A 26,402-nucleotide genomic window follows, 5' to 3' on the forward strand; every position below is an offset into this window, starting at 1 on the left:
CCTCCGCTCGCTCGTTCCTCGCTCGCTCCACTCGGTCCAGATCACGCGGGGCGCCCGACGGGCTTCGACGTCAGTCGTCCTCCTCGACCGCGCTCGCGATCACGATGTCGTTGGCCGCCGCCCACTGGGCGAGGTCGCGCTTCTCGATCGCCGCGGCCATCAGGTCGGGGAACTGGTCGGGCGTGCACGCGAAGGCGGGGACGCCGATCGCGGCGAGGGCGGCGGCGTGCGTGGCGTCGTACGACGGCGCCCCGGAGTCGCTCAGCGCCAGCAGCGCGACCATGACCGCGCCCGAGGACGTGATCGCGTTGGCCCGGCGCAGCATCTCCTCGGCGATGCCGCCCTCGTAGAGGTCGCTGATCAGCACGAGGACCGTCTCCTCGGGCCGCTCGATCAGCGACTGGCAGTAGGCGAGGGCGCGGTTGATGTCGGTGCCGCCGCCGAGCTGGACGCCGAACAGCACGTCGACCGGGTCCTCGATCTCGTCGGTGAGGTCGACGACCTCGGTGTCGAAGGCGACCAGTCGCGTCGACACGGCGCGCAGTGAGGCGAGGACCGCGCCGAAGACGCTGGAGTGGACGACCGACTCCGCCATCGAGCCGGACTGGTCGATGCACAAGATGATGTGCCGCTGGGTCTGCCGGTTGCGGCGGGCGTGGCCGTGGAGCCGTTCGGGCACGACGGTGCCGTACTCGGGCAGGTAGTGCTTGAGGTTGGCGGCGATGGTGCGCCGCCAGTCGATCTCGTGGTGCCGGGGCCGGCGCGTGCGCGAGGCGCGGTCCACGGCGCCCGAGACCGCCTGGACGGTCTTGCTGCGCAGCCGCTCCTCGAGCTGGTCGGTGACCGCCCGGACGACCGCGCGGGCGGTCGTGCGGCTGTGCTCGGGGATCACCCGGTTGAGGCCGACCAGGGTGGTCACCAGGTTGAGGTCGGGCTGCACCGCCGCCATCGTCTCGGGCTCGAGCAGCAGCTCGTGGAGGCCGAGCCGGTCCATCGCGTCGGCCTGCATCACCTGCACCACCGAGGACGGGAAGTAGGTGCGGATGTCGCCGAGCCACCGGTTCACGCCGGGTGCGGAGCGGCCGAGCCCGCCGCGACGCGGGCCCCCCGGGCGGCCGGAGCCGTCGCCGGAGCCGTCGTACAGCTGGGACAGGGCGCGGTCGCGGACCAGGTCCTCCGCGGACAGGTGGACGTCGTCGGGATCGGCCTCGTCGCCGCCGAGGACCAGCCGCCAGCGGGTCGGCCGGTCGCGGGGATCGGTCATGCGCTCACCTCCAGGCCGAGGAGCGAGGCCACCCGGCGGGCGGCGTCGCGACCGGCGACCAGGTCGAGGTCGGGTACGACGTCGGTGTGGTCGTGGTCGAGGTTGCGGACCCGGCTCGCGACCTGGCGGCGCTCGGCGGGCAGGAACCGGGCGAAGGTACGACGCAGCAGCGGCAGCAGGTCCTCGAAGACGGACTCGTCGACCCGGCCGACCCACTCGTCCACCGTTGCCAGCAGCGTCGGATCGTGCAGCAGGAGAACCGACTCGCCCTCGAGGAAGCCGTCGAGCCATGCGGCCGCGTGGACCGGGGAGGCACCGACGGACAGCTGGCGGCTGAGTCTCTCGGCGGCCCGCTCGGCCGCGAGGTGCCCGCCGTCGAGCAGGATCCGGTTGACCCGGCCGGCGACCGAGCCGTGCACCCGGTCGTCGGCGGCCACGCCGGCCAGCGCCTCGCGCCACCGGTCGGCGCCGACGCCGACCAGCGCGATCCCACGTTGGGCGCTGTCGATCGAGCCGCGCAGCGCGGCGGCCGCGTCGTCGTCGAGCCCGCTGCAGGCCGCCCGCAGCTCGACCGCCGACCGGACCACGACGGTGGCGAGCACCTCGCGGACCCGGCCCAGGTCGGCGCGTCGCACGTCGCCGTACCGCTGCGTGCGGGCCAGCGGCTCGACGGCGTCGAGCAGGGCGCGGGTGTCGTGTTGGTGGGCCGTGGCGGCGGCGAGGGCGTCGACCACGGTGGCGAGGGCACGGGGCAGGTCGGCGACGAGCGCGGACTCGACCAGCCGGCCGAGCGTCGCCAGGTCGGTCGCGGCAGCGGCCGCCTCCTGCACCCGGGTCTCCGCGGCGCCGAGGACGGTCGTGCCGAGCAGCCCCGCTTCGACCAGCGAGACCGCGAACTCCGGCTGCCACTCGAGGTCCCAGGCCTCCTTGAAGGTGCCGGTCGTGCGGCCGGCGTCGCCGGCCGTGCCCCACGGGATGCCGAGGAGGGCGAGCCGGTGCAGCAGCCGCGAGCGCTCGAGCTGGCCCTCCTTGCGCAGGTCGAGGGTGATCGTCGTGGGCGTCGGGGACGGCTTGAGCCGGAGCCGGCGCTGGGTGCGGGCGAGGTCCTCGGCGAGCGGCACGAGAGGTACGGCGTCGGGCACCTGCCCGAGCTCCTCGCCGATCACCAGCTGCCGCTGCACGAGCCCGAGCGGGACCGCCGAGCCGCCGCAGAGCACGGTCTGGCTGGCGTCCATCAGCTCGTCGAGGCCGGCCGTCGGGCGGCCCCGCACGGCGGCCAGGGCTTGCGCCATCCGCACCGCCTCGACGACCGTCGCGGGTGCGGCGTCGAGGCCGTCGTCGCGCAGCGCCCGGGCGACCCGGGTCAGCCAGCCGGGGACGACGTCGTCGGGCCGGTCCTCGGCCCAGCAGGCGAACAGGTGCTGGTACCACCCGGGCGAGGTGACGCCGGCGCCGTACCCGCTCGCGTAGGCCAGCCGGCCCGCGGTCCACGGCGCCCAGGTCGCGGTCACCTTCACCTTCGGCAGCCCGGCCAGCAGCTTGTTGTCGGCGGCCTGCGACGGGAAGCTCGCCGGCTCGAGCGCGGGCGCGTGGTAGGCGCCGCACACGAACGCGATCCGCTCGTGGTCCTCCTTGATCGTCGCCCGCAGCACCTTGCGCATCGCCGCCTCGCGGCGCAGGTTGTCGTCGCCGACCGGGCCGGTCGCGCGGGCCTCGGCCATCGCCTCGCGCAGCAGCGCGAACCGGGCCAGCGACGACTCCGCGCGGTGCTCGACGGCGTCCTCCCACCAGCGCTCGGGATCGTCGTACCCGGCCGCGGTGGCGAGCAGGCTGATCGGATCGGTGCGCTCCTGGTTGTCCTTGGCCTCGTCGGGATCCTCGGTGGGAGCGAGGGCGTGGGCGGCGGGCAGGTCGGCGAACCGGACGGGTACGCCGTGCTCGACCGCCCAGGTGAGCGCGACCCACTCGGGGGAGAAGGCCGCCATCGGGTAGAACGCGGCCCGCCAGGGCTCGGCAGTCGCGTAGGCCAGGCCCGCCACGGGCGGCACGAGCCCCTCGCCGACGTACCGGACCAGGGCGTCGAGCTCCGGAGGTCCCTCGATCACGACGGCGTCCGCGGCGAGCTCCTCGAGCGCGCCGGCGACCGAGCGCGCCGAGCCCGGGCCGTGGTGGCGGACGCCGAGGACCTCGACCCTGGCCCCGGTCCGCGGCGTGGTGGTCAGGTCAGCTCCCGGCAGGCGCGGTAGAGGTCGGCCCACTCGGGGCGGTCCTTGACGACCGTCTCGAGGTACTCCTGCCACACGATCGAGTCCTGCACCGGGTCCTTGACGACCGCGCCGGTGATGCTGGCGGCGAGGTCGTCGGCGCGGACCACGCCGTCCCCGAAGTGGGCGGCGAGGGCGACCCCGTTGGTCATCACCGAGATCGCCTCGGCGGTGGACAGGGTGCTCGACGGGGACTTCACGGTGGTGCGCTGGTTGAGCGTCATCCCGCCGCGCAGCTCGCGGAAGATGGTCACCACCCGCTCGATCTCGGGGGTGGCGGCGAGCTCGTCGGGCAGCTCCAGGCCGCGGCCGATCGAGGCGACCCGGGTGCGGACGATCTCGACCTCCTCGCCGAGGCTGTCGGGCAGCGGCAGCACGAGGGTGTTGAACCGGCGCTTGAGCGCCGACGACAGCTCGTTGACGCCCTTGTCGCGGTTGTTGGCGGTCGCGATCACGTTGAACCCGCGCCGCGCCTGCACCTCGTCGTCGAGCTCGGGGATCGGCAGCGTCTTCTCCGAGAGGATCGAGATCAGCGCGTCCTGCACGTCGGCCGGGATCCGGGTGAGCTCCTCGACCCGGACCAGCGCGCCGGTCTCCATCGCGCGCATCACCGGGCTCGGCACCAGCGCGTCACGCGAGGGTCCCTCGGCGAGCAGGCGCGCGTAGTTCCAGCCGAACCGCAGCGACTCCTCCGGGGTGCCGGCGGTGCCCTGCACCACCAGCGTCGAGCTGCCGCTGATCGCCGCCGCGAGGTGCTCGCTGACCCAGGACTTCGCCGTGCCGGGTACGCCGAGCAGCAGCAGCGCGCGGTCGGTCGCCAGCGAGGCGACGGCGATCTCCATCAGGCGGCGTGCGCCGACGTACTTGGGACTGATCTCGGTGCCGTCGTCGAGCCGTCCACCGAGGAGGTACGTCGTCACCGCCCACGGCGACAGCCGCCACTGCGGCGGCCGCGGCCGGTCGTCGACCGCGGCCAGTGCGGCGAGCTCGTCCGCGTACTCGTCCTCGGCGTGCTGGCGCAGCACCCCGTCGGTCGGCTCGGTGCCGGTCGGCTCGGTGAGGGTCATCGGAAGGCCTCCGTGATCGCGGGTAGGAAGGACAGGTACTGGTCGAGATCGGCGGGCAGCGAGCCCCACCGGTTCTCGGTGCGGGCCCAGGCGGAGACCGCGGGCCGGACCGAGGGGTGCAGGCCGGCCGCGAGGGTCGGCAGCGCCACGGAGGCCGAGCCGGCGGCCGGGGCGGTGTGGCGCAGGACGTCGACGACGGCGGCGCTGAGCGCGGGACTCCACGGCGCCGCGACGTGGCGGACCACCGCCGCGACCCCGGCGGCGGCCTTCGTCGCCCGCAGCAGCTGGAGCGCGGTCGCGTCCTGGTCGGCGGCGGGGAGGTACGCCAGCAGGTCGGGGCTGTCGGCCACGGCCGCCGTGGCCCAGGCGACGTCGGCACGGGCCCGGACCGCCCGCAGCACGCCGGACCGCGCCGCCGGCTGGGTGATCAGCGGCCAGGTGTGGGCGGCGTCCTTGCCGGTCGCGTCGGTCCACACCGAGAGCGGTGCCCCGGCGCTGATCAGCTCCAGCCACCGCTCCCGCTGCGAGCCCCCACGGGTCGTGGTCAGCCCGTCGCGTACGCCGGCGGCGTCGGGCTCGGTCGGCAGGGCGACCTCGAGACCACGCCGGAGCCGACCGGTCGGCGCCAGCAGCGGACGCAGCCGGGCGGCCATCCGGGCGGCCCGCGCCGAGCCGGGAGCCGCGTCGAGGAGCGCGAGCGCCTGGCGTCGTACCTTGTCGGAGCGGTCGTCGAGCGCCGACTCGAGCAGGTCGAGGTCGTCGGCCGGGAGCGCGTCGGCGCGGACGGCGGCCGGGAGGGCGCGCCAGTCGTCGGGGGAGAGCCGCGTGGGTACGGCGGGTGCCGGCTCCCCGTCCAGCACCCATCGCCAGTCGGGGCGCAGGCCGGCCAGCCAGCGGCCGCGCTCGCCGAGGACCGGTCGGGTGGCGGCACGCAGGTCGGGCTGCTGGGTGACCAGCGCGAGCAGCCGCGGCAGGGCGCGGGCCGGGACCCGGACGCCGCGGTCGGCGGCGACGAGCAGCCAGTGCTCGAGCGCCAGCGGACGCAGCCGCGCGGCGACCGGCGGCTGGCTGACGAGCAGGCCCAGCAGCTGGACGGCGGCGGGTGGCGCGAGCGGGGTGGTGTCGGGTGCTGCTGGTTGCGGGAGGTCGCCGGCCGGTCGGGCGGGCAGGTCGGCGCGGAGCAGCGCACCGCCGACGGCGGCGGCATCGAGCAGCGCCGTCTCGGGCGTGCTGTCGGGTCGCGCCGCGACGCCGAGGTCGTGGGGCAGCGCCGGCGGCTCGCGTCGCTCGGTGCCGAGCAGCGCGGCCGCGGTGGTCTGCTGCCACCAGGTCGGGACGGCGCTCACGCGTCCACCCCCGCGAGGCTGAGCGGCCGCAGGCCCCGCTCCTCGAGCTCCCCGAACACGTCGGTCACCGCACCGCCGGTCGCGGCCAGCGCATCCCACGGGTCCGGGCCGAGCACGTCGACCGCGTCGCCGGACTCGTCGACGAAGGTGGCCGGCGCACCGTCGTACGGCGGGACGAGGCGGCCCCGTACCACCGCCGGCACCCGCACCGCCCACGGGTTGCGACGCCACAGGTCGGTCAGCGCCGCGCGGGCCTCGGCGAGCGAGCCGCCGGTCGGCAGCGCGGTGTCGAGGGACAGGGGCGCGGGGGAGGCGGCGAAACGGGCACGGGTGGGCGCCGAGCCGGGGTAGCGGACGAGCGGTACGTCGACGACGCTGCCGTCGAGCTGAGGCACCGGCAGCGGCTGCGGGCCGCCGGCGAAGTCGAGCACCAGCACCAGCTCACCGGTCGCGACCGAGCGCAGCCAGGTGCGCTGCTCCTTGAGCCGACCGGTCTCGTCGCGGTGCGCGCCGAGCACCTGCCAGCCCGCTGCCGGCTCGGGGTCGGCGAGGTCGTCGGCGCCCCACGACCAGCCGAGGTAGGTGCGCAGGTCGCCCTGCGTCTCCGGCGCCAGCTCGTCCCAGCGGCGCCACGCCTGCACCGCCAGCCACCACCGGCCGGCCTCGGTCAGCAGGTGCTCGGCCCAGTCCTCCCGGCTGCCCACCGCCGCTGCCATGTCCCGCAGCCGCTCGGCCAGCCCCGGCACCTGGCCGTCCACCAGCCGCGCCGCCGCGGTGTCCCACCAGGTCCACGGCTGGCGGCGGGTGGTCGCCGTACCGCTGCGCGCCAGGTCGGCCAGCCACTGCGCGAAGTCCTCGAGGGCCGCCGACATCGTCGAGCGTCGCTCCTCGATCCGCTTCGCCCGGGCCTCGGGGTCGACCGGCCGCCTTGCCTCCGCCGCCGCGGCTCCGGCCGCCCGCTCCGCCCGGGTCGCCGCCCAGTCGCCCGCGAACCCCGCCGGCTCCGCCGCCTCGGCCACCGCCCCGTCCGAGCGCACCCACAGGAGCAGCAGTGCCAGCGCGTGCTTGCACGGGAACTTCCGACTCGGGCAGCTGCACCGGTACGCCGGCCCGGCCAGGTCGATCGACACCTGGTACGGCGACTTCCCACTGCCCTGGCACTTGCCCCACACGAGCGTGTCCGTGCTGCCCGTCTCCGACCAGGGGCCCGGCACCGCGAGCTTGCGGGCGGCGGTCAGAGAGGAGGCGTCCGGGGCGGCCTTCTCGACGGCCTGGAGGTTCCAGCGGGGCATGGTGCGCCCATCATGCTGGATGGATCCGACGGTGTCGGTTGGGCGCTCGCTGCGCCCGACGGAAAACCCCGGCGGCGAGTGATTCAACGTGAATCACTCGCCGCCGGATGGGGGAGCCGGGCTCGGAACCCGGCCCAGCCGTCACTCCTGGGGCGCGCCGGCGATGTTGACCAGCCAGTCGACGCCGTACTTGTCCTTCAGCATCCCGAAGCTGTCGCCCCAGGGCGCCTGCTCGAGCGGCTGCATCACGGTGGCGCCGTCGGTGAGGCCCTCCCACCAGGCACGCAGCGTGTCGCCGTCCTCGGCCGGGCCGCTGATGCTGACCTGCTGCGTCTGCGGCTCGCCGGGGACATGGGAGGGGTGGTCGGCGCCCATCAGCAGGACCGACGGGGAGACCGACAGGGCGGAGTGCATCACCCAGCCGACCTCGGACTCGGCGACGCCCATCTGGGTGCCGCCCATGTCGGCGAAGGTCATCACGTTGAGCTCGCCGCCGAGGACGGACTGGTAGAACTCCATCGCCTCGCGGGCCTGGCCGCGCCAGTTGATGTAGGGGTTGAGGTTGATCGCCATGGTTGCTCCCGGGGTGGTTGGGGTGGATGCCGGAGTGGACCGGCGGCCGCGTCAGAAATCATCGCGCCGACCACCGACACCCGTCATCACTCGACGGGCGAGTCGACCTTGGGCTCCGGGTCCTCGGCCTTGCGGCCCTTGGCGCCGGGGCGCTTGTGACGCCACCACTCCCAGGCGATCGGGACGGCGGAGAAGGCGAGGATGGCGAGGGTGACGTAGTCGATGTTCTCGCCGAGCGCCGGGATCGCGGCGCCGAGGAAGTAGCCGAGCAGCGTGATCGAGATGACCCACAGCACGGCGCCGATCGCGCTCCAGGTGAAGAAGCGGCGCCGCTCCATCAGGGTGACACCGGCGACGACGGTGATGTAGGTGCGCACGAAGGGCACGAAGCGACCGATGACCAGGGCCTTGTTGCCGTGCTTGTCGAAGAAGGCGCTCGTGTTGTCGAAGTACTTCTTCTTCAGGATCCGGCCGTCGCGCTCGTAGAGCGGCGGGCCGAGCTTGCGGCCGATCTCGTAGCCCGCGACGTTGCCGGCGAACGCGGCGACCACGAGCAGCACGCAGGCGATGACGAGCTCGACCGGCTCGTTGGAGATCCCGACGACGGAGTACCCCGTCTTGTTGCTGCCCGCGATGAACAGACCGAGCGCGAACAGCAGGGTGTCACCGGGCAGGAACGGGAAGAACAGTCCGCACTCGACGAACACGATGGCGATGGCGATCCAGATGAAGGTGGTGCCGTACTCGTGCTGCAGCCACTCGGGGTCGAGCCACTTGATGCCGAGCAGCATGGGTACGACGAACGGGGTCGCCACCAGCGAGTTCACGACGCCACGCTACCGGCCGCTGCCCAACGGGGTGGTCGTTAGGGTGCGATCCGTGGATGAGGAGGAGCGGGCGCCGTACGACCCGATGCCCCACGGGCAGCCCGAGGTCGGTGTCGGGCCCTGGCCGGGGGCGTGGCCGGAGGGCCCCGGGAGCGAGGTGTACGACGAGGCGCTGCTCCGCGACGGCGACCGGCGCAATGTCGTCGACCGCTACCGGTACTGGTCCGTCGAGGCGATCGTCGCCGACCTCGACCGGCGCCGCCACGGCTTCCACGTCGCCATCGAGAACTGGCAGCACGACTTCAACATCGGCACCATCGTCCGCTCCGCCAACGCCTTCCTCGCCGCCGAGGTGCACATCGTCGGCAACCGCCGCTGGAACCGCCGCGGCGCCATGGTCACCGACCGCTACCAGCACGTCCGCCACCACCCGAGCGTCGCCGACCTGCACGCCTACCTCGCCGCGTCCGGCGTACCGCTGCTCGGGATCGACAACCTCCCCGGCTCCGCCCACCTGGAGACGATGCAGATCCCCGAGCGGGTCTGCTTCCTCTTCGGGCAGGAGGGGCCGGGGCTCTCGGACGGCGCCCGCGAGGCCTGCGACGGCACCTTCTCGATCGCGCAGTTCGGCTCGACCCGGTCGATCAACGCGTCGGCCGCGGCGGCGATCGCGATGCACTCCTGGGTGCGCCAGCACGCCGACCTCGGCAGCGACGAGGCCTGGCGAGGCTGAGCTCGGCGGGGGATCGGCTGGCTCAGGCGAAGGCCGCCATCGAGGCGGCAGCGAGCAGGCTGTGCAGGAAGGCCCCGGTGAGGACGCACAGCACTCCGACTCCGGCGACGATGCGCCGGGCGGTGCCGGCGCGGGCGAGCTCGGCGACGAGGAGCGGGCAGGCCCAGAGCAGCGCCAGCACGGTGAACGGCAGCGTGGCGCTGCGCCAGACCAGGGCGTCGTCGAGGGGGACGTAGAGCGCCCCGCCCGGCCCGTGGTCGCGGAACGGATCCATGAGGACGGGGAGCTCCGAGCGGGGAACGGTCATCGCCCGCACGGCGGGTAGTGCGCCGGCGGCGGTGAGCGCGACGAGAGTCGCCCAGATGACCCAGCGACGTGGCTCCCGGGCCCGGAGCAGCCCCACCGCGGTGACCGACACGAGCACTCCGGCCACCACCACGGCCACCGAGGTTCCGAGCCACAGCACCTCCTCCCAGGTGGAGGCGTAGCTGCGCAGGTACTCGACGTGGTTCCAGGCACGGGCCCACCCCACGACGTACAGGACCGCGAACAGGACGAGGCCGCCACCGACGACCGCCCGAGCCACGCGCACGCCGGCCAGCATCTCAGCCCGGCTCGGCGCCCGTCAGCAAACCCCGCAACGCGTGCAGCCCGCGCGAGGTGTGGCTCTTGACGGTCCCCTCGGAGATGCCGAGCTCGGCCGCGACCTCGGAGACCGGCAGCCCGAGCCAGTGCCGCAGCAGCACGGCCGCGCGCTGCTGGGCCGGCAGCCGCTGCAGTGCGGCGACGAGCGAGTCGCGCTCCTCGACGCCGAGGCCCGGGGCGGCCGGCAGGTCGGGCAGGGTCTCGGTCGGTACCTCCCGGCGTACGGCGCGCCGCGACTCGTCGATCGCCGCGTTGAGCAGGATCTTGCGGACGTACGCGTCCTCGGTGCCGTTGCGGGACACGCGGGGCCACGCGACGTACAGCCGGACCAGCGCGGTCTGCACCAGGTCGTCGGCGCGGTGCCAGTCGCCGCACATGCCGTAGGCGATCCGGCGCAGCTGGTCGCGGCGGGCGGTGGCGAACTCGACGTACGCCGCCTCGCGCTCGGCCCGCCTCACTGGGCGTCCTTCGTGAACGTCAGGGTCCGCTGGTGGGCGATCCACTTCGTGAGCGTGTCGAAGCCCGCCTGCGTGGTGTCATCGGAGACGCCGCCACCGCCCTGCGAGTTGGGGAGGTCGCCGCTCTTCGCGAAGTGCCACAGCACGACCCACACGGTGGTGTCGCCCTCGCGCAGGCTCAGCGCGACCGAGTCGGTGACCTTCCCGCTGTCGTTCTTGGAGACCAGCCCGGTCACCGGGTCCTCGACCCGCTCGACGACCTCCCAGCCGTCGCGGACCAGGACCACGTGGTCGTCCTGCGGGTCGTAGCCAGCGGGGAAGTCGTCGACGAGGCCCTTCGTCGGCGCCAGCCCCTCGGCGGAGACGCCGGCCGCGACCTGGACCGACCCGTCGACCTGCGTGCCCCCGAACTGCGAGGTCACCGCGAGACCGGCGCCGCCGAGAACGAGCGCGAGCGCAAGGGCGGCGCCGCCCCGGGCGAGCCGCTGCCGTCGTACGGCGCGCCGCCCGGCGCCCACCGTCGCGGCGACGTCGAAGGTCGGTGGCGGCGGCGTGCGGAGCTCGGCGTCGAGCCGGTCCGTGATGTCCTGCATCTGTCCTCCAGGGTGTGGGGGTTCACTCAAGCAGGGATACGCACGCCGACGGCGATCGGTTGTCACGGTAGGTTGAGGCGGACGTCACCGCACCCTGCGCAGGAGCCAATCGCATGCCCATCGCCACCCCTGAGAAGTACGCCGAGATGCTCGACGCCGCGAAGGCCGGCTCGTTCGCCTTCCCGGCCATCAACGTCACGTCCTCGCAGACGCTCAACGCGGCGCTCAAGGGCTTCGCCGACGCCGGCTCCGACGGCATCCTGCAGGTCTCGACCGGTGGCGCGGAGTACCTCTCCGGCCCGTCCGTCAAGGACATGGTCACCGGCTCGGTCGCCTTCGCCGCGTACGCCGCCGAGGTCGCCAAGAACTACCCGGTCAACATCGCGCTGCACACCGACCACTGCCCCAAGGACAAGCTCGACGGCTTCGTCCGGCCGCTGCTCGCGATCTCGGCCGAGCGCGTCGCCCGGGGCGAGGCGCCGCTGTTCCAGTCGCACATGTGGGACGGGTCCGCCGTACCGCTGGCCGAGAACCTGCAGATCGCCGAGGAGCTGCTCGCGAAGGCCGCCGCGGCCAACGTGATCCTCGAGATCGAGGTCGGCGTCGTCGGTGGCGAGGAGGACGGCGTCGTCGGCGCGATCGACGAGAAGCTCTACACCACCCCCGAGGACGCGCTCGCGACCGTGCGCGCGCTCGGCGTCGGCGAGAAGGGCCGCTACCTGACGGCCCTGACCTTCGGCAACGTGCACGGCGTCTACAAGCCCGGCAACGTCAAGCTCCGCCCGGAGATCCTGCGCGACGCGCAGGCCGCGGTCGTCGCCGAGCTCGGCCTGGCCGCCGGCGCGAAGCCGTTCGACCTCGTCTTCCACGGCGGCTCCGGCTCGACGGCCGAGGAGATCGCCGCTGCGGTCGACTACGGCGTCGTGAAGATGAACATCGACACCGACACGCAGTACGCCTTCACCCGCCCCGCCGCGGACCACATGTTCCGCAACTACGACGGCGTGCTGAAGATCGACGGCGAGGTCGGCGACAAGAAGGCCTACGACCCGCGTGCGTGGGGCAAGGCCGCCGAGGCCGGGATGGCTGCCCGCATCGTCGAGGCCACCGAGAACCTGCGCTCGGCCGGCAAGTCCGTCGGCTGAGTCGTTGGCTCCGGAGCTTCCCACCGCGGCGGACGTCGATCGGGCGGCCGGCCTGCTCGGCACGGTCATCCCGCCGACCCCGCTGCAGCGGGCCGACCGGCTCTCGGCGCTGACCGGGTACGACGTCTGGCTCAAGCGCGAGGACCTCACCCCGGTCCGCTCCTACAAGGCCCGCGGCGCCTACACGGTGCTCGCCGGCCTCTCCGACGAGGAGCGGTCCCGGGGCGTGACCTGCGCGAGCGCCGGCAACCACGCCCAGGGCGTCGCGTTCGCCTGCGCCCGGGCGGGCGTGCACGCCACGATCTTCCTGCCCCGCACCACTCCGCGGCAGAAGCGCGACCGGGTGGCCGCCCTCGGTGGTGACCAGGTGGAGGTCGTGATCGCCGGTGACCAGTACGACGACGCGGCCGTCGCTGCTGCCGACTTCGCCGCCGCCTCCGGCGCGACCTCCGTGCCCGCGTTCGACCACCCCGGGATCATCGCGGGGCAGGGCACCGTCGCCGCCGAGATCCTCACCCAGGCCGCCTCGTTCGGCTGGCAGCCCGACGCCCTCGTGCTCCCTGTCGGCGGCGCCGGCCTGATCGCCGGGTCCCTCACCGTCCTCGGCGAGCGGCTGCCCGGCGTACGCGTCCTGGCGGCCGAGCCCGCCGGCGCTCCCTCCCTCGCCGCCGCCCTGGCCGCCGGTGGCCCCGTGGAGCTCGACTCCGTCGACCCGTTCGTCGACGGCGCCGCCGTACGCCGCGTCGGCGACCTCACCTACCGCGCCGTCGCCTCAGCCCGCGACTCCGTCGACCTGTCCGTCGTCGCGGTGCCCGAGGGCCTGATCTGTGTCGAGATGCTCGACCTGTACCAGGTCGACGGCATCATCGCCGAGCCCGCCGGTGCCCTGGCCCCGGCCGCCCTGCGCCTGCCGTCAGGGGAGGGGCTCGAGGGGCTCGCGCCCGGCAGCCGGGTCGTCGCGATCGTGTCCGGCGGCAACAACGACGTCTCCCGCTACGCCGACATCGTCGAGCGGGCCCTGGTCCACGAGGGGCTCAAGCACTACTTCCTCATCGAGTTCCCCCAGGAGCCGGGCGCCCTGCGCCGGTTCCTCGACGACGTGCTCGGGCCCGACGACGACATCACGCTCTTCGAGTACACCAAGCGCAACAACCGCGAGACCGGCCCCGCCCTCGTCGGCATCGAGATGCAGTCGCCCCACGACCTCACCGGCCTGCTGGCCCGGATGGAGGAGTCGCGGCTGCGGGTGCAGAAGGTCCCGCCGGACAGCCCGTTGTTCGGGTTCGTGCTGTCCTGAGTCCTCCCTGACGGCGATTCCGACCGCCGTCAGTGCCCGAAGCCCTCGTGCCGCGGCCGCTCGTAGAACATCACCGCGACCAGGCCGACGACGTACATCAGGGTCGGCAGCCACAGCGACTGCTGCATCGCCCTGCTGAACAGCTCGGCGACGTGGGGGTCGAGGATCTGGGCGGCGCCGGCGTCGCCGTGGGCGGCGGCGCCGGGGAGGTAGTGGGCGAGGCGGCTGTCCATGAGGACGGCGATCGCGGCTGCACCGAGCACCGATCCGACCTGGCGGGTGGCGTTGTAGACGCCCGCCCCCGCACCGGCCTGGTGCATCGGCAGGTTGCGGTTGGCGGTGGTGGCGGTCGGGGCCCAGATGAAGGCGTTGCCGATGCCGATCAGTGCCATGGGTACGGCGAGCTCCCAGACCGCGACGTCGGGCCCGAGGCGCCACATCAGCACCAGGAAGCCGACCAGGCTGGTGGCGAAGCCGAAGCCGAGGACCCGGCGGGGGTGCTGTTCGTCGGACAGGCGGCCGACCAGGCGGGCGAGCAGGATCGACATCACGGCCATCGGCAGCAGGAGCAGCGCGGCGCCGGTGGGGGAGTAGCCGCGGACGGCCTGGGCGTAGAGCATCAGCGGGAAGCCGAAGGACGCGGCGATCGCGCCCATGCAGGTGATCGCGATCGTGGAGACGGAGAAGTTGCGGTCGCGGAACAGCTCGAGCGGCACCAGCGGCTCGGCCCGGTTGAACCGCTGCCACGCGACGAAGGCGACCAGCAGCGCCGTGCCGCCCGCGATCATCGCGATGATCCAGCCGGCCCAGTCCTTCTGGTGTCCCTCCTGGATGCCGAAGCAGAGCAGGAACATGGCCGCACCGGACAGCACGACGCCGAGCCAGTCGAACTGGTGGGCGTGGGTGGGCAGTGCCGGCACCAGCCGCCAGGCCATCGCGAACGCGACCAGGCCGACCGGAATGTTGACGAAGAAGATCCACTCCCAGCCGAGGCCGTCGGTGAGCACGCCGCCGAGCACCGGGCCGACCACCATCGCCACGCCGGCCGTGGCGCCCCAGACCGCCATCGCGCTGCCGCGCTGGGCGGGCGGGAAGATCCGGGTGATGATCGCCATCGTCTGCGGCGTCATCATCGACGCGCCGAAGCCCTGCACCACGCGCGCCAGGATCAGCCCGTCGACGGTCGTGGTCAGGCCGCACCACAGCGAGGCGAGGGTGAAGACCGTGAGGCCGGCGAGGTAGAGGTACTTCGACCCGAACCGGTCACCGAGGCGTCCGGTGATCAGCACGGGCACGGCGTACGCCAGCATGTAGGCGCTCGAGACCCAGACGACGTCGTTCACCGACGCGTCGAGCTCGTCGATGATCGTCGGCGTCGCGACGGTGACGATGGTCAGGTCGACCAGGATCATGAAGAAGCCGAGGACCAGGGCCCACAGGGCCGGCCAGGGGTTCGGCTCCTGCCCGGGGACCTCGGTGGATGTCGGTGAGGGTGCGTTCCGGGTCACGAGGACAAGTCAACACCCGCACACCGACACCGCTTCCCGCTCCGGCAAGAATGGGTCCATGAGCATCACGCCCGGCACCGACCTGATGGCCGGCCCCCCGCCCACCCACCTGCCCGTCGACCCCGCCGAGGCGCTCCTCGCCGAGGGCCAGGCCCCCGCGGCCGTCGTACGCCGACTGCCGGCCTCGCCCCTCGCCTGGGCCGCCTTCGCCGAGCAGGCCCGCGACCAGGGCGCCGACGACGTGACGGTCTACGCGTACTCCCGCGTCGGCTACCACCGCTCGCTCGACCTGCTGCGCCGCAACGGCTGGAAGGGCAACGGCCCGGTCCCGTGGGAGCACGAGCCCAACCGCGGCTTCCTGCGGGCCCTCGCGCTGCTGGCCCTCGCGGCGCGGGCGATCGGCGAGACGGACGAGTGGGAGCGCTGCTCCGCCTTCCTGCGCGACTCCAGCCCGACGGCGTACGACGAGCTGCTGTGACCGCCCGCGACCCTGCGAGGAACGAGCAGGGTCGCGGATCAGGCGGTCAGGTCGAGTAGGCGCGGGTGCGCGAGCTTGCGAGCGCAGGTGGCCGCCGTATCGAGACTCCGGTGAGGCGTCTCGATACGGCCTCGCCCAGGGGCTCGGCCTACTCGACGAGCTCAGGGCTCGTCAGTGACGCACGAGCCGCCGGACCGGGTCGATCACGAGCGCGTTCAGTGCCGCGCCGAGCGACGACAGCCAGAGCGTCATCTCAGCCCCGCACGGCCAGCCAGGCGGCGACGACCAGCAGGATGAGGCCGAGCGCGGCCGCGATCGGCAGGTCCGTGGCGCGTGAGCCGCGGTGCGCGCGGGTCGAGGCGGGGCGTTCGGCCGCCGGCACCGGCTCGGTCGCGCGGTGCTTCTGGGTCAGTGGGGTGGTCCGCATGAGATCTCCTTGTCCGAGACGTGGAGGTTCCGTGGAACCTCTTCACCTCACCGGACGTGATCCAGCGGCGTTCATCACGCGGATTCGGAGAAAAACCTCAGGGAGCCAGCAGCGAGCGCACCGTCTCCGGCCCGAGGGCGGCGAACAGCGTGGGCAGCCGCGGACCGCGCTCGGCGTCGACGAGCAGGTTGTAGAGCAGCTTGAAGAACGCCTTCTGGTCGCCCTTGACCTGCTCGGTCGGTGCGTCCTCGATGGCCAGCCCACGGGCGAGCTTGGGGACGCCGTAGATCAGCGTCGTGAGCTCGTCGGTCGAGTCGAAGGCGTCCGGCAGCCGGTCGAGGAGCTGGCCGAGCCAGAGCTCCTCGTCCTCGGACAGGTTCGCGAGCCGCTCGACGTCGGCGGTCTCGCGGACCGTGGTGCGCTCCTCCGGGTCGACGTACTCGGTGATCCAGGTGGCGGCCTTCGCCAGCCGCGGCTCGAGGTCGGCCTCGCTGGCGCCGACGGTGCGGGCGGTGATCTCCCGCGAGCCGGCGGTGACGTCGGCGACCGACGACAGCATCCGGAACGGTACGACGACCGCCGGGGTCGGCAGCGTGCCGGCCGTCGACGTGGCGGAGGCCCGCTCCCAGGCGAGGACCGCGGCGTCCCGCTTCTCGGGGATGGCGGCCTTCTTCGTGAGGGCGTCCCACTCGTCGTACAGGCGCAGCACCTCCTGCCCGAAGTCGACGTTGAACGCCTGCTTGGGCTGCCGGCGCGCGTAGAGCCAGCGCAGGATCGGGGCCTCGAGGATCCGCAGCGCCTCGGCCGCGGTGGGCACGCCGCCCTTGGACGACGACATCTTCGGCATCCCGGCGACGCCGACGAACGAGTAGCCGACGAACGACGGCGCGGTGCCGCCGAAGATCGGGCCGACGATCTCCTTGCCGACGGTGTACGACGAGCCGGGGGACGCGTGGTCGACGCCGCCGGGCTCGAAGTGCACGCCCTCGAAGGTCCAGCGCATCGGCCAGTCGACCTTCCAGACCAGCTTGCCCTCGTCCTGGGTGGCGACGTTGGTGACGTACGAGTCGCCGCACACGTCGCAGGTGTAGGCGAGGTCGGTCGTCTCGTCGTCGTACGACGTCAGGGTGACCGTGTCGCGACCGCAACCGCGGCAGTAGGGCTTGTAGGGGAACCGGGCGAGGTCCTCGCTGGCACCGTGGCCCGCGTCGTCGTCCTCGGCCGTCGACTCGCCGGCCTCCTCGGCACCCTCCGCCTTCTTGGTGCGGAACCGGGACATGACCGTCTCGATCTCGCCGCGCTTGCGGATCGCGGTGAGCACCTGCTCGCGGTAGGCGCCCGACCGGTACATCACGGTCTGGTCGACCTCGACCATGTCGCAGCCCATCTCGACGAGCGCGGCACGCAGCGGGGCCTTGTAGCGCTCACCCCAGTTGGCGAACTCACCGGTCGGGTCGGGGACGGCGGACAGCGGGCGGCCGATGTGCTCGTTCCAGGCGGTGTCGATGCCGGCCGGAACCTTGCGGAACCGGTCGTAGTCGTCCCAGCTGTGGAGGTGGCGCACGTCGATGCCGCGGCGGCGGATCTCCTCGGCCACGAAGTGCACGGTGAGGAACTCGCGCAGGTTGCCGAGGTGGATCGGCCCGGACGGGCTGATGCCGGACGCGCAGGTGACCAGGTCGGGCAGGCTGCCGCCGTTGACCTGCTCGGCGTGCCGGAGCGCCAGGTCGGCGGTCCGGGTCACCCAGTCGGCGGGGTCCTGCTGCTGGTTGCTCTGTCCTCGTGCCACGGCTCGCAAGCCTATTGCGCTAGCGGTGGGGGACCACCATCGCGTACGCCGCCGGCTGGACCTGCCACGTCCGGGACCGCACCGGCCCGTCGATCTCCCCGTCGCTGTTGCACTCGAACGGGGTGCCGCTCACCCGGACCCACCGGCCGCGCACGATGCGGACGTCGCGGTGCTCCTCGTGCCGCCCGAACGGCAGCCGGACGAGGTAGCCGAGCCGGGCGACCGGGCCGCGCGGCGTCGCGACCAGCACGTCCACCTGGCCGTCGTGCGGCTCTGCGTCGGGCGTGAGCTCGGTGCCGCCGCCCACCGAGGCGCCGTTGCCGACGGCGACCATGAGCACCGGCTGGTCGACGTCGACGACCACCTCGCCGTCGACCTCGACCCGGACCCGCAGGCTCGGCGGGTTGAGCGCGGTCTGCAGGGCTCCGATCGGGTAGCCCACCTTGCCCAGCCGCTCCTTCCAGCGCGCGCCACGCTTGCCCGCCTCCGCGCCGGCGCCGAGGTGGACGCTGTTGACGGTGACCTGCCCGTCCTCGTCGACGACGACGTCGGTCGGGCGCGGGGTGCCGGTCAGCACGATCCGCGCAGCCTCTGCCGGGTCGAGCGGCAGGCCGAGGGTGCGGGCGAAGTCGTTGCCCGTGCCGAGCGGGATCAGGGCGACGGTCCGGTCGGTGAGCTCTCCGCGCGTGTGCAGCGCCTGGACCACCGCGTGGATGCTGCCGTCGCCGCCCGCGACGACGACCGTGCGGTCGCGGGCACTCGCCAGCACGTCGTCGAGCTCCTCGGGCGAGGACGTGGCGTGGACCTCGACCTCGGCACCCTCCCGCAGCACCGCCAACGCGGCGTCGACGGCCTCCCGGTCCGCCGTACCCGCGTCGCTGTTGGTGATCAGCAGCAGTCTCGTGGCCACGCGTCCACCCTAGGGATTGGCAGAACTTGCCGACGTACGCCGTGCGCGGCCGTGGTTGGATCCGGCTCATGAGCACGCCCCGCCGCTGGTCCGCCCGCGAGATGATCGACCTCGTCCTCGACGAGGGTTCCTACGAGTCGTGGGACACGCCCGTCGACATCAGCGGGCACCGCGAGGCGTACCAGGCCGAGCTGCGCGCGGCTGCCGAGAAGGCCGGGACCGACGAGTCGGTGCTGACCGGGCGCGGCACGGTGCGCGGGCGGCCGGTCGCCTTCGTCGTCAACGAGTTCCGGTTCCTGGCCGGCTCGATCGGCGTCGCCGCGGCGACCCGGATCGCGGCCGCCGTACGCCGGGCCACGGCTGAGGGGCTGCCCGTCCTGGCGAGCACGTCGTCCGGAGGTACCCGGATGCAGGAGGGCACCCGTGCCTTCGTGCAGATGGTCGAGATCTCGCGGGCGCTGATGGAGCACCGCGGCGCGGGCCTGCCGTACCTCGTGCACCTGCGCCACCCCACCACCGGCGGCGTCTACGCGTCCTGGGGCTCGCTCGGGCACGTCACCGTCGCCGAGCCGCGCGCGCTGGTCGGCTTCCTCGGCCCGAAGGTCTACGAGGCGCTCAACGGCAAGCCGTTCCCCGAGGGAGTCCAGGTCGCCGAGAACCTCGCCGCGCACGGCGTCATCGACGCGGTCATCCCCGTCGAGAACCTGCCGCAGCTGGTCGACCACGCGCTCGGCGTCCTCGTCGACCCGCCGTCGTCGCCCGCGATCGAGCGCCGCGATCCGGTTGCCCCCGGCACGATGCTGGACCACCCGGTCTGGGACGACATCGAGGCCACGCGTGGCGACGGGCGGGTCGGCGTACGCGACCTGATCAGGTACGGCGCCGCCAGCACCCTGCGGCTCAAGGGCACCGACGAGGGCGAGCGTGACGACTCGGTCCTCATCGCGCTGACCCGCCTCGACGGCCAGCCCTGCGTCCTGGTCGGCCAGGACCGCTCTCGCCAGTCGCCGGCGACCCCGATGGGGCCGGGCGCGCTGCGTGAGGCCCGGCGCGCGATGGAGCTCGCCGAGGAGCTGCGGCTCCCGCTCGTCACCGTCATCGACACCCCCGGCGCCGAGCTCTCGCAGGCGGCCGAGGAGGGTGCGATGGCCGGCGAGATCGCCCGCTGTATCGCTGGCCTGGTCACGATGACCGTGCCAACCGTCTCGGTGATCCTCGGCCAGGGCTGCGGCGGCGGTGCGCTCGCCCTGCTCCCCGCGCGCACGATTCTCGCGACCGAGCGCGGCTGGCTGTCCCCGCTCCCGCCCGAGGGCGCGAGCGTCATCGTCCACGGCGAGCCGTCGCGCGCCGCCGAGATGGCGTCGCAGCAGAAGGTCGGCGCGCTCGACCTGCTGGCCGACGGCGACGTCCACGGAGTCGTCCCCGAGACGGCCGACGACACCCCCGAGACCCTTGCCCGGGCGGTCGTCGCCGAGATCGCCGCCCGCCTGGCCCACCCGGCCCGAACTGGCTCCTGAATTCCGCCGACCCGGCCCGAACTGGCTCCCGAGTTGCGTCGACCCGGCAGAAACTGGCTCCTGAGTTGCGTCGACCCGGCAGAAACTGGCTCCTGAGTTGCGTCGACCCGGCAGAAAGTGGCTCGTTTGCGGGCCACTTTCTGCCGGGTCGGCGTCATTTCCGGGCTACTTTCTGCCGGGTCAGCGGGATCCGGAGGCTACTTTCTGCCGGGTCGGCGGGCTTTGCGGGCCAGTTTCTGCCGGGTCGGCGCGGCCGGAACAGTCAGCTGACGACCATGTCCTCGCCGGACCAGAACGCCCGCATGCTGGTGATCCTGCCGTCGTCGTCGAAGGTCATCACGTCGATCGGGGCGAGCGTGAAGGTCTGGTCGCCGGCCTTGGTGGCCAGCTCGAAGGAGAACGCGGCCTCGTTGCCGGCGACGCGGGCGAACAGCAGGTGGCCCTCCTGCTCGAGGCCGTCGAGGGTGCCGTAGAACGCGGCGATCTGCTCGCGGGTGGTGAGCACCTCGGACCCGACCGGGTCCTCGAGGGTGGCGCCCTCGGCGTACAGCGCGACGACGTCGGCCGACGAGCCGGTGGCGACGAGGTCGACGTACTTCTGGATGGTCTCGAGGATGGTCTCGCGGCTGGCGCCCATGGTTGCTCCTGACTAGAACGTGTTCTCGTTTGTGCCGAATCTAGCCGCAAGGTCGCGTTTTGGTAACGTGACGCCGCAAGAGCCCCGGTCTTGCCGGGGCTTCTTGCTTGTCCGACACCAGCAAGAGAGCAAGTGGTGCGTTGAGCAGCCGTCCTCAGGGACGGAGGGACTCCGTCCGTGCGAAGGAGCAACCAAGATGCCTGCAATCGTGATCGTCGGAGCCCAGTGGGGCGACGAGGGCAAGGGCAAGGCGACCGACCACCTCGGCAGCCAGGTCGACTACGTCGTCAAGTTCAACGGCGGCAACAACGCCGGCCACACCGTCGTCATCGGCGACGAGAAGTACGCCCTCCACCTGCTGCCCAGCGGCATCCTCACGCCCGGCTGCACGCCGGTCATCGGCAACGGCGTCGTCGTCGACATCGACGTGCTGTTCCAGGAGATCGACGGCCTCGAGGGCCGCGGCGTCGACACCAGCAAGCTCAAGCTCAGCGCCAACGCGCACGTCATCGCCGACTACAACCGGACCATCGACAAGGTCACCGAGCGCTTCCTCGGCTCCCGTCGGATCGGTACGACGGGCCGCGGCATCGGTCCGACGTACGCCGACAAGATGAACCGGATCGGCATCCGGGTCCAGGACCTGTTCGACGAGAAGATCCTGACCCAGAAGGTCGAGGGCGCCCTCGAGCTCAAGGGCCAGATCCTCACCAAGGTCTACAACCGCCGCGCCCCCTCGGTCGAGCAGACCGTCGAGGGCCTGCTGGCGCACGCGGAGCGGCTGGCGCCGTACGTCTGCGACACGGGGCTGCTGCTCAGCCAGGCGCTCGACCGCGACGAGGTCGTGCTGATGGAGGCCGGCCAGGCCACCCTGCTCGACGTCGACCACGGCACCTACCCGTTCGTGACGTCCAGCAGCGCGATCTCCGCCGGCGCCTGCACCGGCACCGGCATCCCGCCGACGCGCATCGACCAGGTCATCGCGATCGCGAAGGCCTACACGACCCGCGTCGGCGAAGGCCCGTTCCCGACCGAGCTGCACGACGATAACGGCGAGTTCCTGCGCAAGGCGGGCTGGGAGTACGGCACCACCACCGGCCGCCCGCGCCGCTGCGGCTGGATGGACACCGTGATCACGCGGTACGCCGCGCGGGTCAACGGCGTCACCGACTTCGTGCTGACCAAGCTCGACACCCTCACCGGGCTGGCCGAGCTGCCGGTCTGCGTCGCGTACGACGTCGACGGGGTCCGCCACGACGAGATGCCGGTCAACCAGACCGACTTCCACCACGCCGTGCCGATCTACGAGAACCTCCCCGGCTGGACCGAGGACATCTCCGGCTGCCGGTCGTTCGAGGAGCTCCCGAAGGCCGCGCGGGAGTACGTCGAGTTCGTCGAGGAGCGCTCCGGCGCGAAGATCTCGGTCGTCGGGGTGGGCCCCGAGCGCGAGCAGGCCGTCGTCCGGCACGCCCTGCGCTGAGACCGGCTCCGGCTGGGCCCGGGGCCCGCCCGGGCTCAGTCGACCAGGTCGAAGCCGTCCTCGCACTCGGGGGAGCAGTCCAGCCCGCCCCACTCCTGTGCGTCGCCGAACGACGAGCCGTCGGAGACCATCACCCACAGGACGAGCGGGTCGTCGGGTCCGTTGTCGTTGGCGGTGTAGCGCAGCTCGACGAGGTCGGCGTCACCGTCGCCGTCGACATCGCTGAGCGCACTGCCGGCGACACCGCTGTCCCAGGCGTTCTTGCGGGCCTGGTCGAGGGGCACGGACGTCGTGTGCCAACGGGTGCGGGGCGCGAAGGCGTCGTCGGCGATCTCGTAGACGAAGATGACGCGGCCGGTTGCGTTGGGAGCGACGAGCTCGTCGGCACCGTCACCGTCGACGTCGCCGACGAACCACTCGGCCAGCAGCGGCGCGACCCCGGCGCCGCTGAGGACCCTCTCGGCCACCAGGACGAAGCTGCCGTCCTCGGGCCGCAGCAGGCGCACCGTGTCGTCGCCGGCCGGGTTCTCGCCGAAGCAGACGAGCTCCACCTTCCCGTCCCCGTCGAAGTCGCCGACGCGCGGCAGGCTGTCGGACAGGTCGGAGGAGTACCACTGCTCAGGGGCCGCGAAGCCGCGGTCCCGGGTGAGGGCGACGTACAGCCCGTCCCGCTCGTCGGTCTCGTCGCCGTAGAGGACCAGGTCGTCGCGTCCGTCGCCGTCGAGGTCGCCGGCCGTCGCGTTGTAGGGCTTGATGTCGAAGGCCGGATCGAGGTCGAGCTCGGTCGACCAGGTCTCGCCGTCGCCGGGGACGACGGTGATCGACATCCGGTCGTCGTCCTCGTCGAGCCACACCACGTCGCGGGCCCGGTCCCCGTCGACGTCCGCGAAGAACGGGTGGCCGGCCTCGGCGCCGGCGCGCCGGGGTGAGCCGAACTGCATCCCGGTCGACGGCACGGTCCAGGTCGAGAGCGGGCTGAGCGCCTCGAACCGGGTCTGGTGGATCAGTACGTCGCCGTACCCGTCGCCAGTGAGGTCGCCGGCGACCTTCGGCGTGCGGGCGTCCTTCTCCGCGGCCGCGGGGCTGTCGTCGTCACGGACGACCAGCCAGGTGGCGACCCCGGCGACGAGTGCCAGGGCAACGGTGCCGGCGACGGCGAGCGGCCACCGGGCCCGACGGTGGGCGACCGGTGCCACGCCGCGCACGGAGGTGCCGGTGTCCGTCGGCGGCGCGGGCGCCTCCTGGGTGTCGGGCGGTGCGATCGCCGCGAGCCGCTCGAGGTCCTCGCGGAACGAGGTGGCGTCCGGGTAGCGCTGTGCCGGGTCCTTCGCCAGCGCCCTGCCGATGACGGAGTTGAGGTCGGCGGTGAACGCGGAGTCCCCGGCCAGGCGGGGGATCGGCGCCTGCTGGTGCGCGAGCGCGACCTGCACGTCGGTGCCCTGGTAGGGCTCGTGCCCGGTCAGGCAGGCCCAGAGCACGCAGCCCAGGGCGTAGACGTCGCTGGACGGCGTCGCGGCCAGGCCCTCGGCGCGCTCGGGGGACAGGTAGGTCCAGGTGCCGGCGACCGAGCCCGCCGCGGTCGGGGCCGGTCCCTCGATCCCGTCGGCGCGGGCGATGCCGAAGTCGCACAGGTAGGCGTGCTGGTCGGGGGTGCCGGGGTTGCGGATCAGCACGTTGGAGGGCTTCACGTCGCGGTGCACCACCCCGACCCGGTGGGCGTCGGCGAGGCCGCGGGCGAGCTGCGCGCACAGCTGGAGCGCCTGCCGCGCGGGCATCGGCCCGTGCTCGCGCAGCCAGCTCCACAGGTCGTGCCCGTCGACGTACTGCGTGACGATGTACGGCGTCCCGTCGACCTCGTCGTGGTCGTGGATCGCGATGACGTGCGGCGAGTCGAGCCGGGCCAGGGCGGCCGCCTCGGCCTGGAACCGCTGCCGGAACTCGTAGGAGGAGGCGAGGGTGCCGGTGATCACCTTGATCGCGACGGTGCGCTGCAGCCGCGGGTCGGTCGCCGCGAACACCACGCCCATGCCACCGCGCCCGAGCACGCGGTCGAGCTGGTAGCGGCCGAGCTGCTCGCCGACGGTGGGCACGCGCATGTGATCTCTCCCGAGTCGAGTGGTCAGACGACGGCCAGTGTGCCTCAGGTCGGCCAGCCGCCCGGCCCGCCCTAGGATCGTCCCCCGTGAAGACCCTCGTCATCGGTACCGGCGGCCGCGAGCACGCCCTGGCCCTCGCTCTGTCCCGCGATCCCGCGGTGAGCGAGGTGCACGCGGCTCCGGGCAACCCGGGCATCGGCGCGTTCGCGACGCTCCACGACGTCGACCCGATGGACGGTACGGCGGTCGCCGCCCTGGCGGCCTCGCTTGGTGCCGACCTCGTCGTCGTCGGGCCGGAGGCGCCGTTGGTCGCCGGTGTCGCGGACGCCGTGCGGGAGGCGGGGATCGCGGTCTTCGGGCCGTCGCGGGCCGCCGCGCAGCTCGAGGGCTCCAAGGCGTTCTCCAAGGAGGTCATGGCCGCGGCCGGCGTACCGACCGCCGGGTCGCGCACCTGCACCACACCCGAGGAGGTCGCGGCAGCGCTCGACGAGTTCGGGGCGCCGTACGTCGTCAAGGACGACGCCCTGGCTGCCGGCAAGGGCGTCGTGGTGACCCTCGACCGTGCCGAGGCGCTCGCCCACGCGGCCGGCTGCGGCCGGGTCGTGGTCGAGGAGTTCCTCGACGGTCCCGAGGTGTCGCTGTTCGCGGTCTGCGACGGCACGACCACCCGGCCGCTGCAGCCGGCGCAGGACTTCAAGCGGATCTTCGACGGCGGCCGCGGCCCCAACACCGGCGGCATGGGCTCGTACTCGCCGCTGACCTGGGCGCCCGACGACCTCGCGACCACCGTCGTCGACACCGTCGTCCAGCCCACCCTCGACGAGATGGCCCGCCGCGGTGCGCCCTTCGTGGGCTGCCTGTACGTCGGCCTCGCGCTCACCGCCGCCGGCCCGCGCGTCATCGAGTTCAACTGCCGCTTCGGCGACCCCGACGTCCAGCCGGTGCTGGCGCTGCTCGACTCCCCGCTCGGCGAGCTGCTGCACGCCGCGGCCCGGGGCCGGTTGGCGGAGGTGGAGGCTCCGCGCTTCCGCGACGGCGCCTCGGTCACCGTCGTGCTCGCCTCGGCCGGCTACCCGGAGTCCTCGTCGAAGGGCGACGTCATCACCGGCGTCGGCCGCGCCAACGGGGTCGCCGACGTCGACGTCATCCACGCCGGCACCGCCCTGGTCGACAGCGGCGACGGCGCGAGCCTGGTCACCGCGGGCGGCCGGGTGCTCGCCGTCCGCGCGGTCGGGTACGACGTGGCCGACGCCCGCTCCCGCGCGTACGCCGCTGCCGACCTGATCTCCTTCCCGGGCATGCAGCGTCGCAGCGACATCGCCGCCGAGCCCCTCGGCGTCGTCGAGGGCGCCTCGCTGAGCCTGGATCCACCGGTGGGCGGCGTAGCGAGCGCCGCCCCAGAGGTGTGATCGCAAGGCGTGGGCGCGACGACGTGCTTGTCCGCCCTTCGAGCGTCCGCAACGCAGCGAGCGCGCCGCTGGGGTGGCGCGTAGTAGCCAGTCACCGGTGGATCCAGGCGCGGGACTCATGACCACCGTCCGGCCCGCGACCGACGCCGACCTCGACGCCGTCGCCGCGATCTACGCCCACGAGGTCCGCACCGGCTACGCCACGTTCGACACCGAGCCGCCGCCGCGCTCGGTGTGGGAGAAGAAGCTCGCCTCCTCCCACCCCGGCGACCACTTCCTGGTCGCCGACGTGGACGGGGCGGTCGTCGGCTTCGCCTACTCCGGCCCGTTCCGCGACCGCGGCGCCTACGACCGCACCCGCGAGGTCACGGTGTACGTCGACCACGCCGCCACCGGCCGCGGCCTCGGGCGTGTGCTGTACGACGACCTGCTCGCCCGGATGCGCGCGGGCGGCGTACGAACTGCTCTGGCGTGCATCGCGCTGCCCAACGACGCCAGTGAGGGCCTGCACCGGGCCTGCGGGTTCGAGCGGCAGGGGGTGCTGCGGGAGGTCGGTCGCAAGCTCGACCGGTGGATCGACGTCGTGTGGTGGCAGCGGATGCTGGGGGACTGACGCACGCCTGTGGGGCACCGACGCACGACCCGGC

The 26,402-nt window shown here is 73.2% G+C and carries 24 protein-coding genes; 8 read left to right on the forward strand and 16 right to left on the reverse strand.

What is annotated here, in order from left to right; genetic code table 11:
- Positions 1 to 70: 70 nt before the first annotated feature.
- From ACZYRU_RS03375 to ACZYRU_RS03405, 7 genes are all read right to left on the reverse strand, one after another.
- Complete coding sequence (locus ACZYRU_RS03375) at positions 71 to 1,264, reverse strand: VWA domain-containing protein (RefSeq protein WP_488955665.1); 1,194 nt, start codon at positions 1,262 to 1,264, stop codon at positions 71 to 73.
- Positions 1,261 to 3,522 carry a DUF5682 family protein gene (locus ACZYRU_RS03380; protein WP_488955666.1) on the reverse strand — a complete coding sequence of 754 codons (2,262 nt, stop codon included), beginning with the start codon at positions 3,520 to 3,522 and terminating at the stop codon, positions 1,261 to 1,263. Before ACZYRU_RS03380 ends, ACZYRU_RS03375 begins: the two co-directional genes overlap by 4 nt.
- The gene (locus tag ACZYRU_RS03385) at positions 3,483 to 4,595 is read right to left on the reverse strand and encodes an ATP-binding protein (protein WP_488955667.1); all 1,113 of its coding nucleotides are present in this window, start codon (positions 4,593 to 4,595) and stop codon (positions 3,483 to 3,485) included. Before ACZYRU_RS03385 ends, ACZYRU_RS03380 begins: the two co-directional genes overlap by 40 nt.
- Positions 4,592 to 5,941 (reverse strand): DUF5691 domain-containing protein, encoded by a 1,350-nt coding sequence (locus ACZYRU_RS03390; RefSeq protein WP_488955668.1) that lies wholly within the window; start codon positions 5,939 to 5,941, stop codon positions 4,592 to 4,594. Before ACZYRU_RS03390 ends, ACZYRU_RS03385 begins: the two co-directional genes overlap by 4 nt.
- On the reverse strand, positions 5,938 to 7,233 hold the full coding sequence (locus ACZYRU_RS03395) for an SWIM zinc finger family protein (RefSeq protein WP_488955669.1): 1,296 nt from the start codon (positions 7,231 to 7,233) through the stop codon (positions 5,938 to 5,940). Before ACZYRU_RS03395 ends, ACZYRU_RS03390 begins: the two co-directional genes overlap by 4 nt.
- 141 nt (positions 7,234 to 7,374) lie before the next feature.
- Positions 7,375 to 7,806: a VOC family protein gene (locus ACZYRU_RS03400; RefSeq protein ID WP_488955670.1), complete on the reverse strand. Its 432-nt coding sequence runs from the start codon at positions 7,804 to 7,806 to the stop codon at positions 7,375 to 7,377.
- Positions 7,807 to 7,892: 86 nt separating this feature from the next.
- Positions 7,893 to 8,633, reverse strand: coding sequence for a DedA family protein (locus tag ACZYRU_RS03405; protein WP_488955671.1), 741 nt, complete (start codon positions 8,631 to 8,633; stop codon positions 7,893 to 7,895).
- An 85-nt stretch (positions 8,634 to 8,718) separates the two neighbouring features.
- Here ACZYRU_RS03405 and ACZYRU_RS03410 point away from each other — a divergent pair, with 85 nt between their 5' ends.
- A complete protein-coding gene (locus tag ACZYRU_RS03410; RefSeq protein ID WP_488956241.1) occupies positions 8,719 to 9,366 on the forward strand; it encodes a TrmH family RNA methyltransferase in 648 nt (215 codons plus the stop codon).
- Positions 9,367 to 9,388: 22 nt separating this feature from the next.
- Here the strand turns inward: ACZYRU_RS03410 and ACZYRU_RS03415 are convergent, their stop codons facing one another.
- The 3 genes from ACZYRU_RS03415 to ACZYRU_RS03425 are packed head-to-tail and all read right to left on the reverse strand — an operon-like array spanning position 9,389 to position 11,062.
- Entirely contained in the window at positions 9,389 to 9,958 is a 570-nt protein-coding gene (locus ACZYRU_RS03415) for a hypothetical protein (protein ID WP_488955672.1), read from the reverse strand.
- A gap of 13 nt (positions 9,959 to 9,971) precedes the next feature.
- Complete coding sequence (locus ACZYRU_RS03420) at positions 9,972 to 10,469, reverse strand: SigE family RNA polymerase sigma factor (RefSeq protein ID WP_488955673.1); 498 nt, start codon at positions 10,467 to 10,469, stop codon at positions 9,972 to 9,974.
- Entirely contained in the window at positions 10,466 to 11,062 is a 597-nt protein-coding gene (locus tag ACZYRU_RS03425) for a hypothetical protein (protein ID WP_488955674.1), read from the reverse strand. Before ACZYRU_RS03425 ends, ACZYRU_RS03420 begins: the two co-directional genes overlap by 4 nt.
- Before the next feature lie 113 nt (positions 11,063 to 11,175).
- Between ACZYRU_RS03425 and fbaA the strand changes: the two genes are divergently transcribed.
- Both fbaA and ilvA read left to right on the forward strand, forming a co-directional pair.
- Entirely contained in the window at positions 11,176 to 12,207 is a 1,032-nt protein-coding gene (fbaA, locus tag ACZYRU_RS03430) for a class II fructose-bisphosphate aldolase (protein WP_488955675.1), read from the forward strand.
- A 4-nt stretch (positions 12,208 to 12,211) separates the two neighbouring features.
- Entirely contained in the window at positions 12,212 to 13,504 is a 1,293-nt protein-coding gene (gene ilvA, locus ACZYRU_RS03435; RefSeq protein WP_488955676.1) for a threonine ammonia-lyase IlvA, read from the forward strand.
- Between the two features lie 29 nt (positions 13,505 to 13,533).
- Here ilvA and ACZYRU_RS03440 read toward each other — a convergent pair whose 3' ends face one another.
- Complete coding sequence (locus ACZYRU_RS03440) at positions 13,534 to 15,012, reverse strand: DHA2 family efflux MFS transporter permease subunit (protein WP_488955677.1); 1,479 nt, start codon at positions 15,010 to 15,012, stop codon at positions 13,534 to 13,536.
- A 58-nt stretch (positions 15,013 to 15,070) separates the two neighbouring features.
- Here ACZYRU_RS03440 and ACZYRU_RS03445 point away from each other — a divergent pair, with 58 nt between their 5' ends.
- Positions 15,071 to 15,490: a DUF3151 domain-containing protein gene (locus tag ACZYRU_RS03445; RefSeq protein ID WP_488955678.1), complete on the forward strand. Its 420-nt coding sequence runs from the start codon at positions 15,071 to 15,073 to the stop codon at positions 15,488 to 15,490.
- 253 nt (positions 15,491 to 15,743) lie between these two features.
- On the opposite strand, the gene ACZYRU_RS03450 is transcribed toward ACZYRU_RS03445, so the two are convergent.
- From ACZYRU_RS03450 to ACZYRU_RS03460, 3 genes are all read right to left on the reverse strand, one after another.
- Positions 15,744 to 15,917 carry a hypothetical protein gene (locus ACZYRU_RS03450; RefSeq protein WP_488955679.1) on the reverse strand — a complete coding sequence of 58 codons (174 nt, stop codon included), beginning with the start codon at positions 15,915 to 15,917 and terminating at the stop codon, positions 15,744 to 15,746.
- A gap of 97 nt (positions 15,918 to 16,014) precedes the next feature.
- The gene (gene lysS, locus ACZYRU_RS03455; RefSeq protein WP_488955680.1) at positions 16,015 to 17,706 is read right to left on the reverse strand and encodes a lysine--tRNA ligase; all 1,692 of its coding nucleotides are present in this window, start codon (positions 17,704 to 17,706) and stop codon (positions 16,015 to 16,017) included.
- A 19-nt stretch (positions 17,707 to 17,725) separates the two neighbouring features.
- Positions 17,726 to 18,616, reverse strand: a complete 891-nt coding sequence (locus ACZYRU_RS03460; protein ID WP_488955681.1) for a diacylglycerol/lipid kinase family protein — start codon at positions 18,614 to 18,616, stop codon at positions 17,726 to 17,728.
- Between the two features lie 68 nt (positions 18,617 to 18,684).
- Between ACZYRU_RS03460 and ACZYRU_RS03465 the strand changes: the two genes are divergently transcribed.
- Entirely contained in the window at positions 18,685 to 20,133 is a 1,449-nt protein-coding gene (locus tag ACZYRU_RS03465; RefSeq protein ID WP_488955682.1) for a carboxyl transferase domain-containing protein, read from the forward strand.
- A gap of 262 nt (positions 20,134 to 20,395) precedes the next feature.
- On the opposite strand, the gene ACZYRU_RS03470 is transcribed toward ACZYRU_RS03465, so the two are convergent.
- Positions 20,396 to 20,770 (reverse strand): nuclear transport factor 2 family protein, encoded by a 375-nt coding sequence (locus ACZYRU_RS03470; protein WP_488955683.1) that lies wholly within the window; start codon positions 20,768 to 20,770, stop codon positions 20,396 to 20,398.
- A 196-nt stretch (positions 20,771 to 20,966) separates the two neighbouring features.
- Between ACZYRU_RS03470 and ACZYRU_RS03475 the strand changes: the two genes are divergently transcribed.
- Positions 20,967 to 22,250 carry an adenylosuccinate synthase gene (locus tag ACZYRU_RS03475; protein ID WP_488955684.1) on the forward strand — a complete coding sequence of 428 codons (1,284 nt, stop codon included), beginning with the start codon at positions 20,967 to 20,969 and terminating at the stop codon, positions 22,248 to 22,250.
- 35 nt (positions 22,251 to 22,285) lie between these two features.
- Here ACZYRU_RS03475 and ACZYRU_RS03480 read toward each other — a convergent pair whose 3' ends face one another.
- Entirely contained in the window at positions 22,286 to 24,346 is a 2,061-nt protein-coding gene (locus ACZYRU_RS03480) for a protein kinase domain-containing protein (protein ID WP_488955685.1), read from the reverse strand.
- Between the two features lie 86 nt (positions 24,347 to 24,432).
- On the opposite strand from ACZYRU_RS03480, the gene purD reads away from it, so the two are divergent.
- Positions 24,433 to 25,755 carry a phosphoribosylamine--glycine ligase gene (purD, locus tag ACZYRU_RS03485; RefSeq protein WP_488955686.1) on the forward strand — a complete coding sequence of 441 codons (1,323 nt, stop codon included), beginning with the start codon at positions 24,433 to 24,435 and terminating at the stop codon, positions 25,753 to 25,755.
- A gap of 118 nt (positions 25,756 to 25,873) precedes the next feature.
- On the forward strand, positions 25,874 to 26,368 hold the full coding sequence (locus ACZYRU_RS03490; RefSeq protein WP_488955687.1) for a GNAT family N-acetyltransferase: 495 nt from the start codon (positions 25,874 to 25,876) through the stop codon (positions 26,366 to 26,368).
- Positions 26,369 to 26,402: the final 34 nt, after the last annotated feature.

This window comes from Nocardioides sp. F233, assembly GCF_057813895.1.

Bases quoted from the DNA above. Each gene is read 5' to 3' on its own strand.
- ACZYRU_RS03480 (WP_488955685.1), bottom strand. From the start codon at position 24,346: ATGCGCGTGCCCACCGTCGGCGAGCAGCTCGGCCGCTACCAGCTCGAC.
- ACZYRU_RS03465 (WP_488955682.1), top strand. From the start codon at position 18,685: ATGAGCACGCCCCGCCGCTGGTCCGCCCGCGAGATGATCGACCTCGTC.
- ACZYRU_RS03385 (WP_488955667.1), bottom strand. From the start codon at position 4,595: ATGACCCTCACCGAGCCGACCGGCACCGAGCCGACCGACGGGGTGCTG.
- ACZYRU_RS03475 (WP_488955684.1), top strand. From the start codon at position 20,967: ATGCCTGCAATCGTGATCGTCGGAGCCCAGTGGGGCGACGAGGGCAAG.
- fbaA (WP_488955675.1), top strand. From the start codon at position 11,176: ATGCCCATCGCCACCCCTGAGAAGTACGCCGAGATGCTCGACGCCGCG.
- ACZYRU_RS03395 (WP_488955669.1), bottom strand. From the start codon at position 7,233: ATGCCCCGCTGGAACCTCCAGGCCGTCGAGAAGGCCGCCCCGGACGCC.
- ACZYRU_RS03445 (WP_488955678.1), top strand. From the start codon at position 15,071: ATGAGCATCACGCCCGGCACCGACCTGATGGCCGGCCCCCCGCCCACC.
- ACZYRU_RS03425 (WP_488955674.1), bottom strand. From the start codon at position 11,062: ATGCAGGACATCACGGACCGGCTCGACGCCGAGCTCCGCACGCCGCCG.
- ACZYRU_RS03470 (WP_488955683.1), bottom strand. From the start codon at position 20,770: ATGGGCGCCAGCCGCGAGACCATCCTCGAGACCATCCAGAAGTACGTC.
- ACZYRU_RS03450 (WP_488955679.1), bottom strand. From the start codon at position 15,917: ATGCGGACCACCCCACTGACCCAGAAGCACCGCGCGACCGAGCCGGTG.
- ACZYRU_RS03375 (WP_488955665.1), bottom strand. From the start codon at position 1,264: ATGACCGATCCCCGCGACCGGCCGACCCGCTGGCGGCTGGTCCTCGGC.
- ACZYRU_RS03400 (WP_488955670.1), bottom strand. From the start codon at position 7,806: ATGGCGATCAACCTCAACCCCTACATCAACTGGCGCGGCCAGGCCCGC.
- ACZYRU_RS03410 (WP_488956241.1), top strand. From the start codon at position 8,719: ATGCCCCACGGGCAGCCCGAGGTCGGTGTCGGGCCCTGGCCGGGGGCG.
- ACZYRU_RS03490 (WP_488955687.1), top strand. From the start codon at position 25,874: ATGACCACCGTCCGGCCCGCGACCGACGCCGACCTCGACGCCGTCGCC.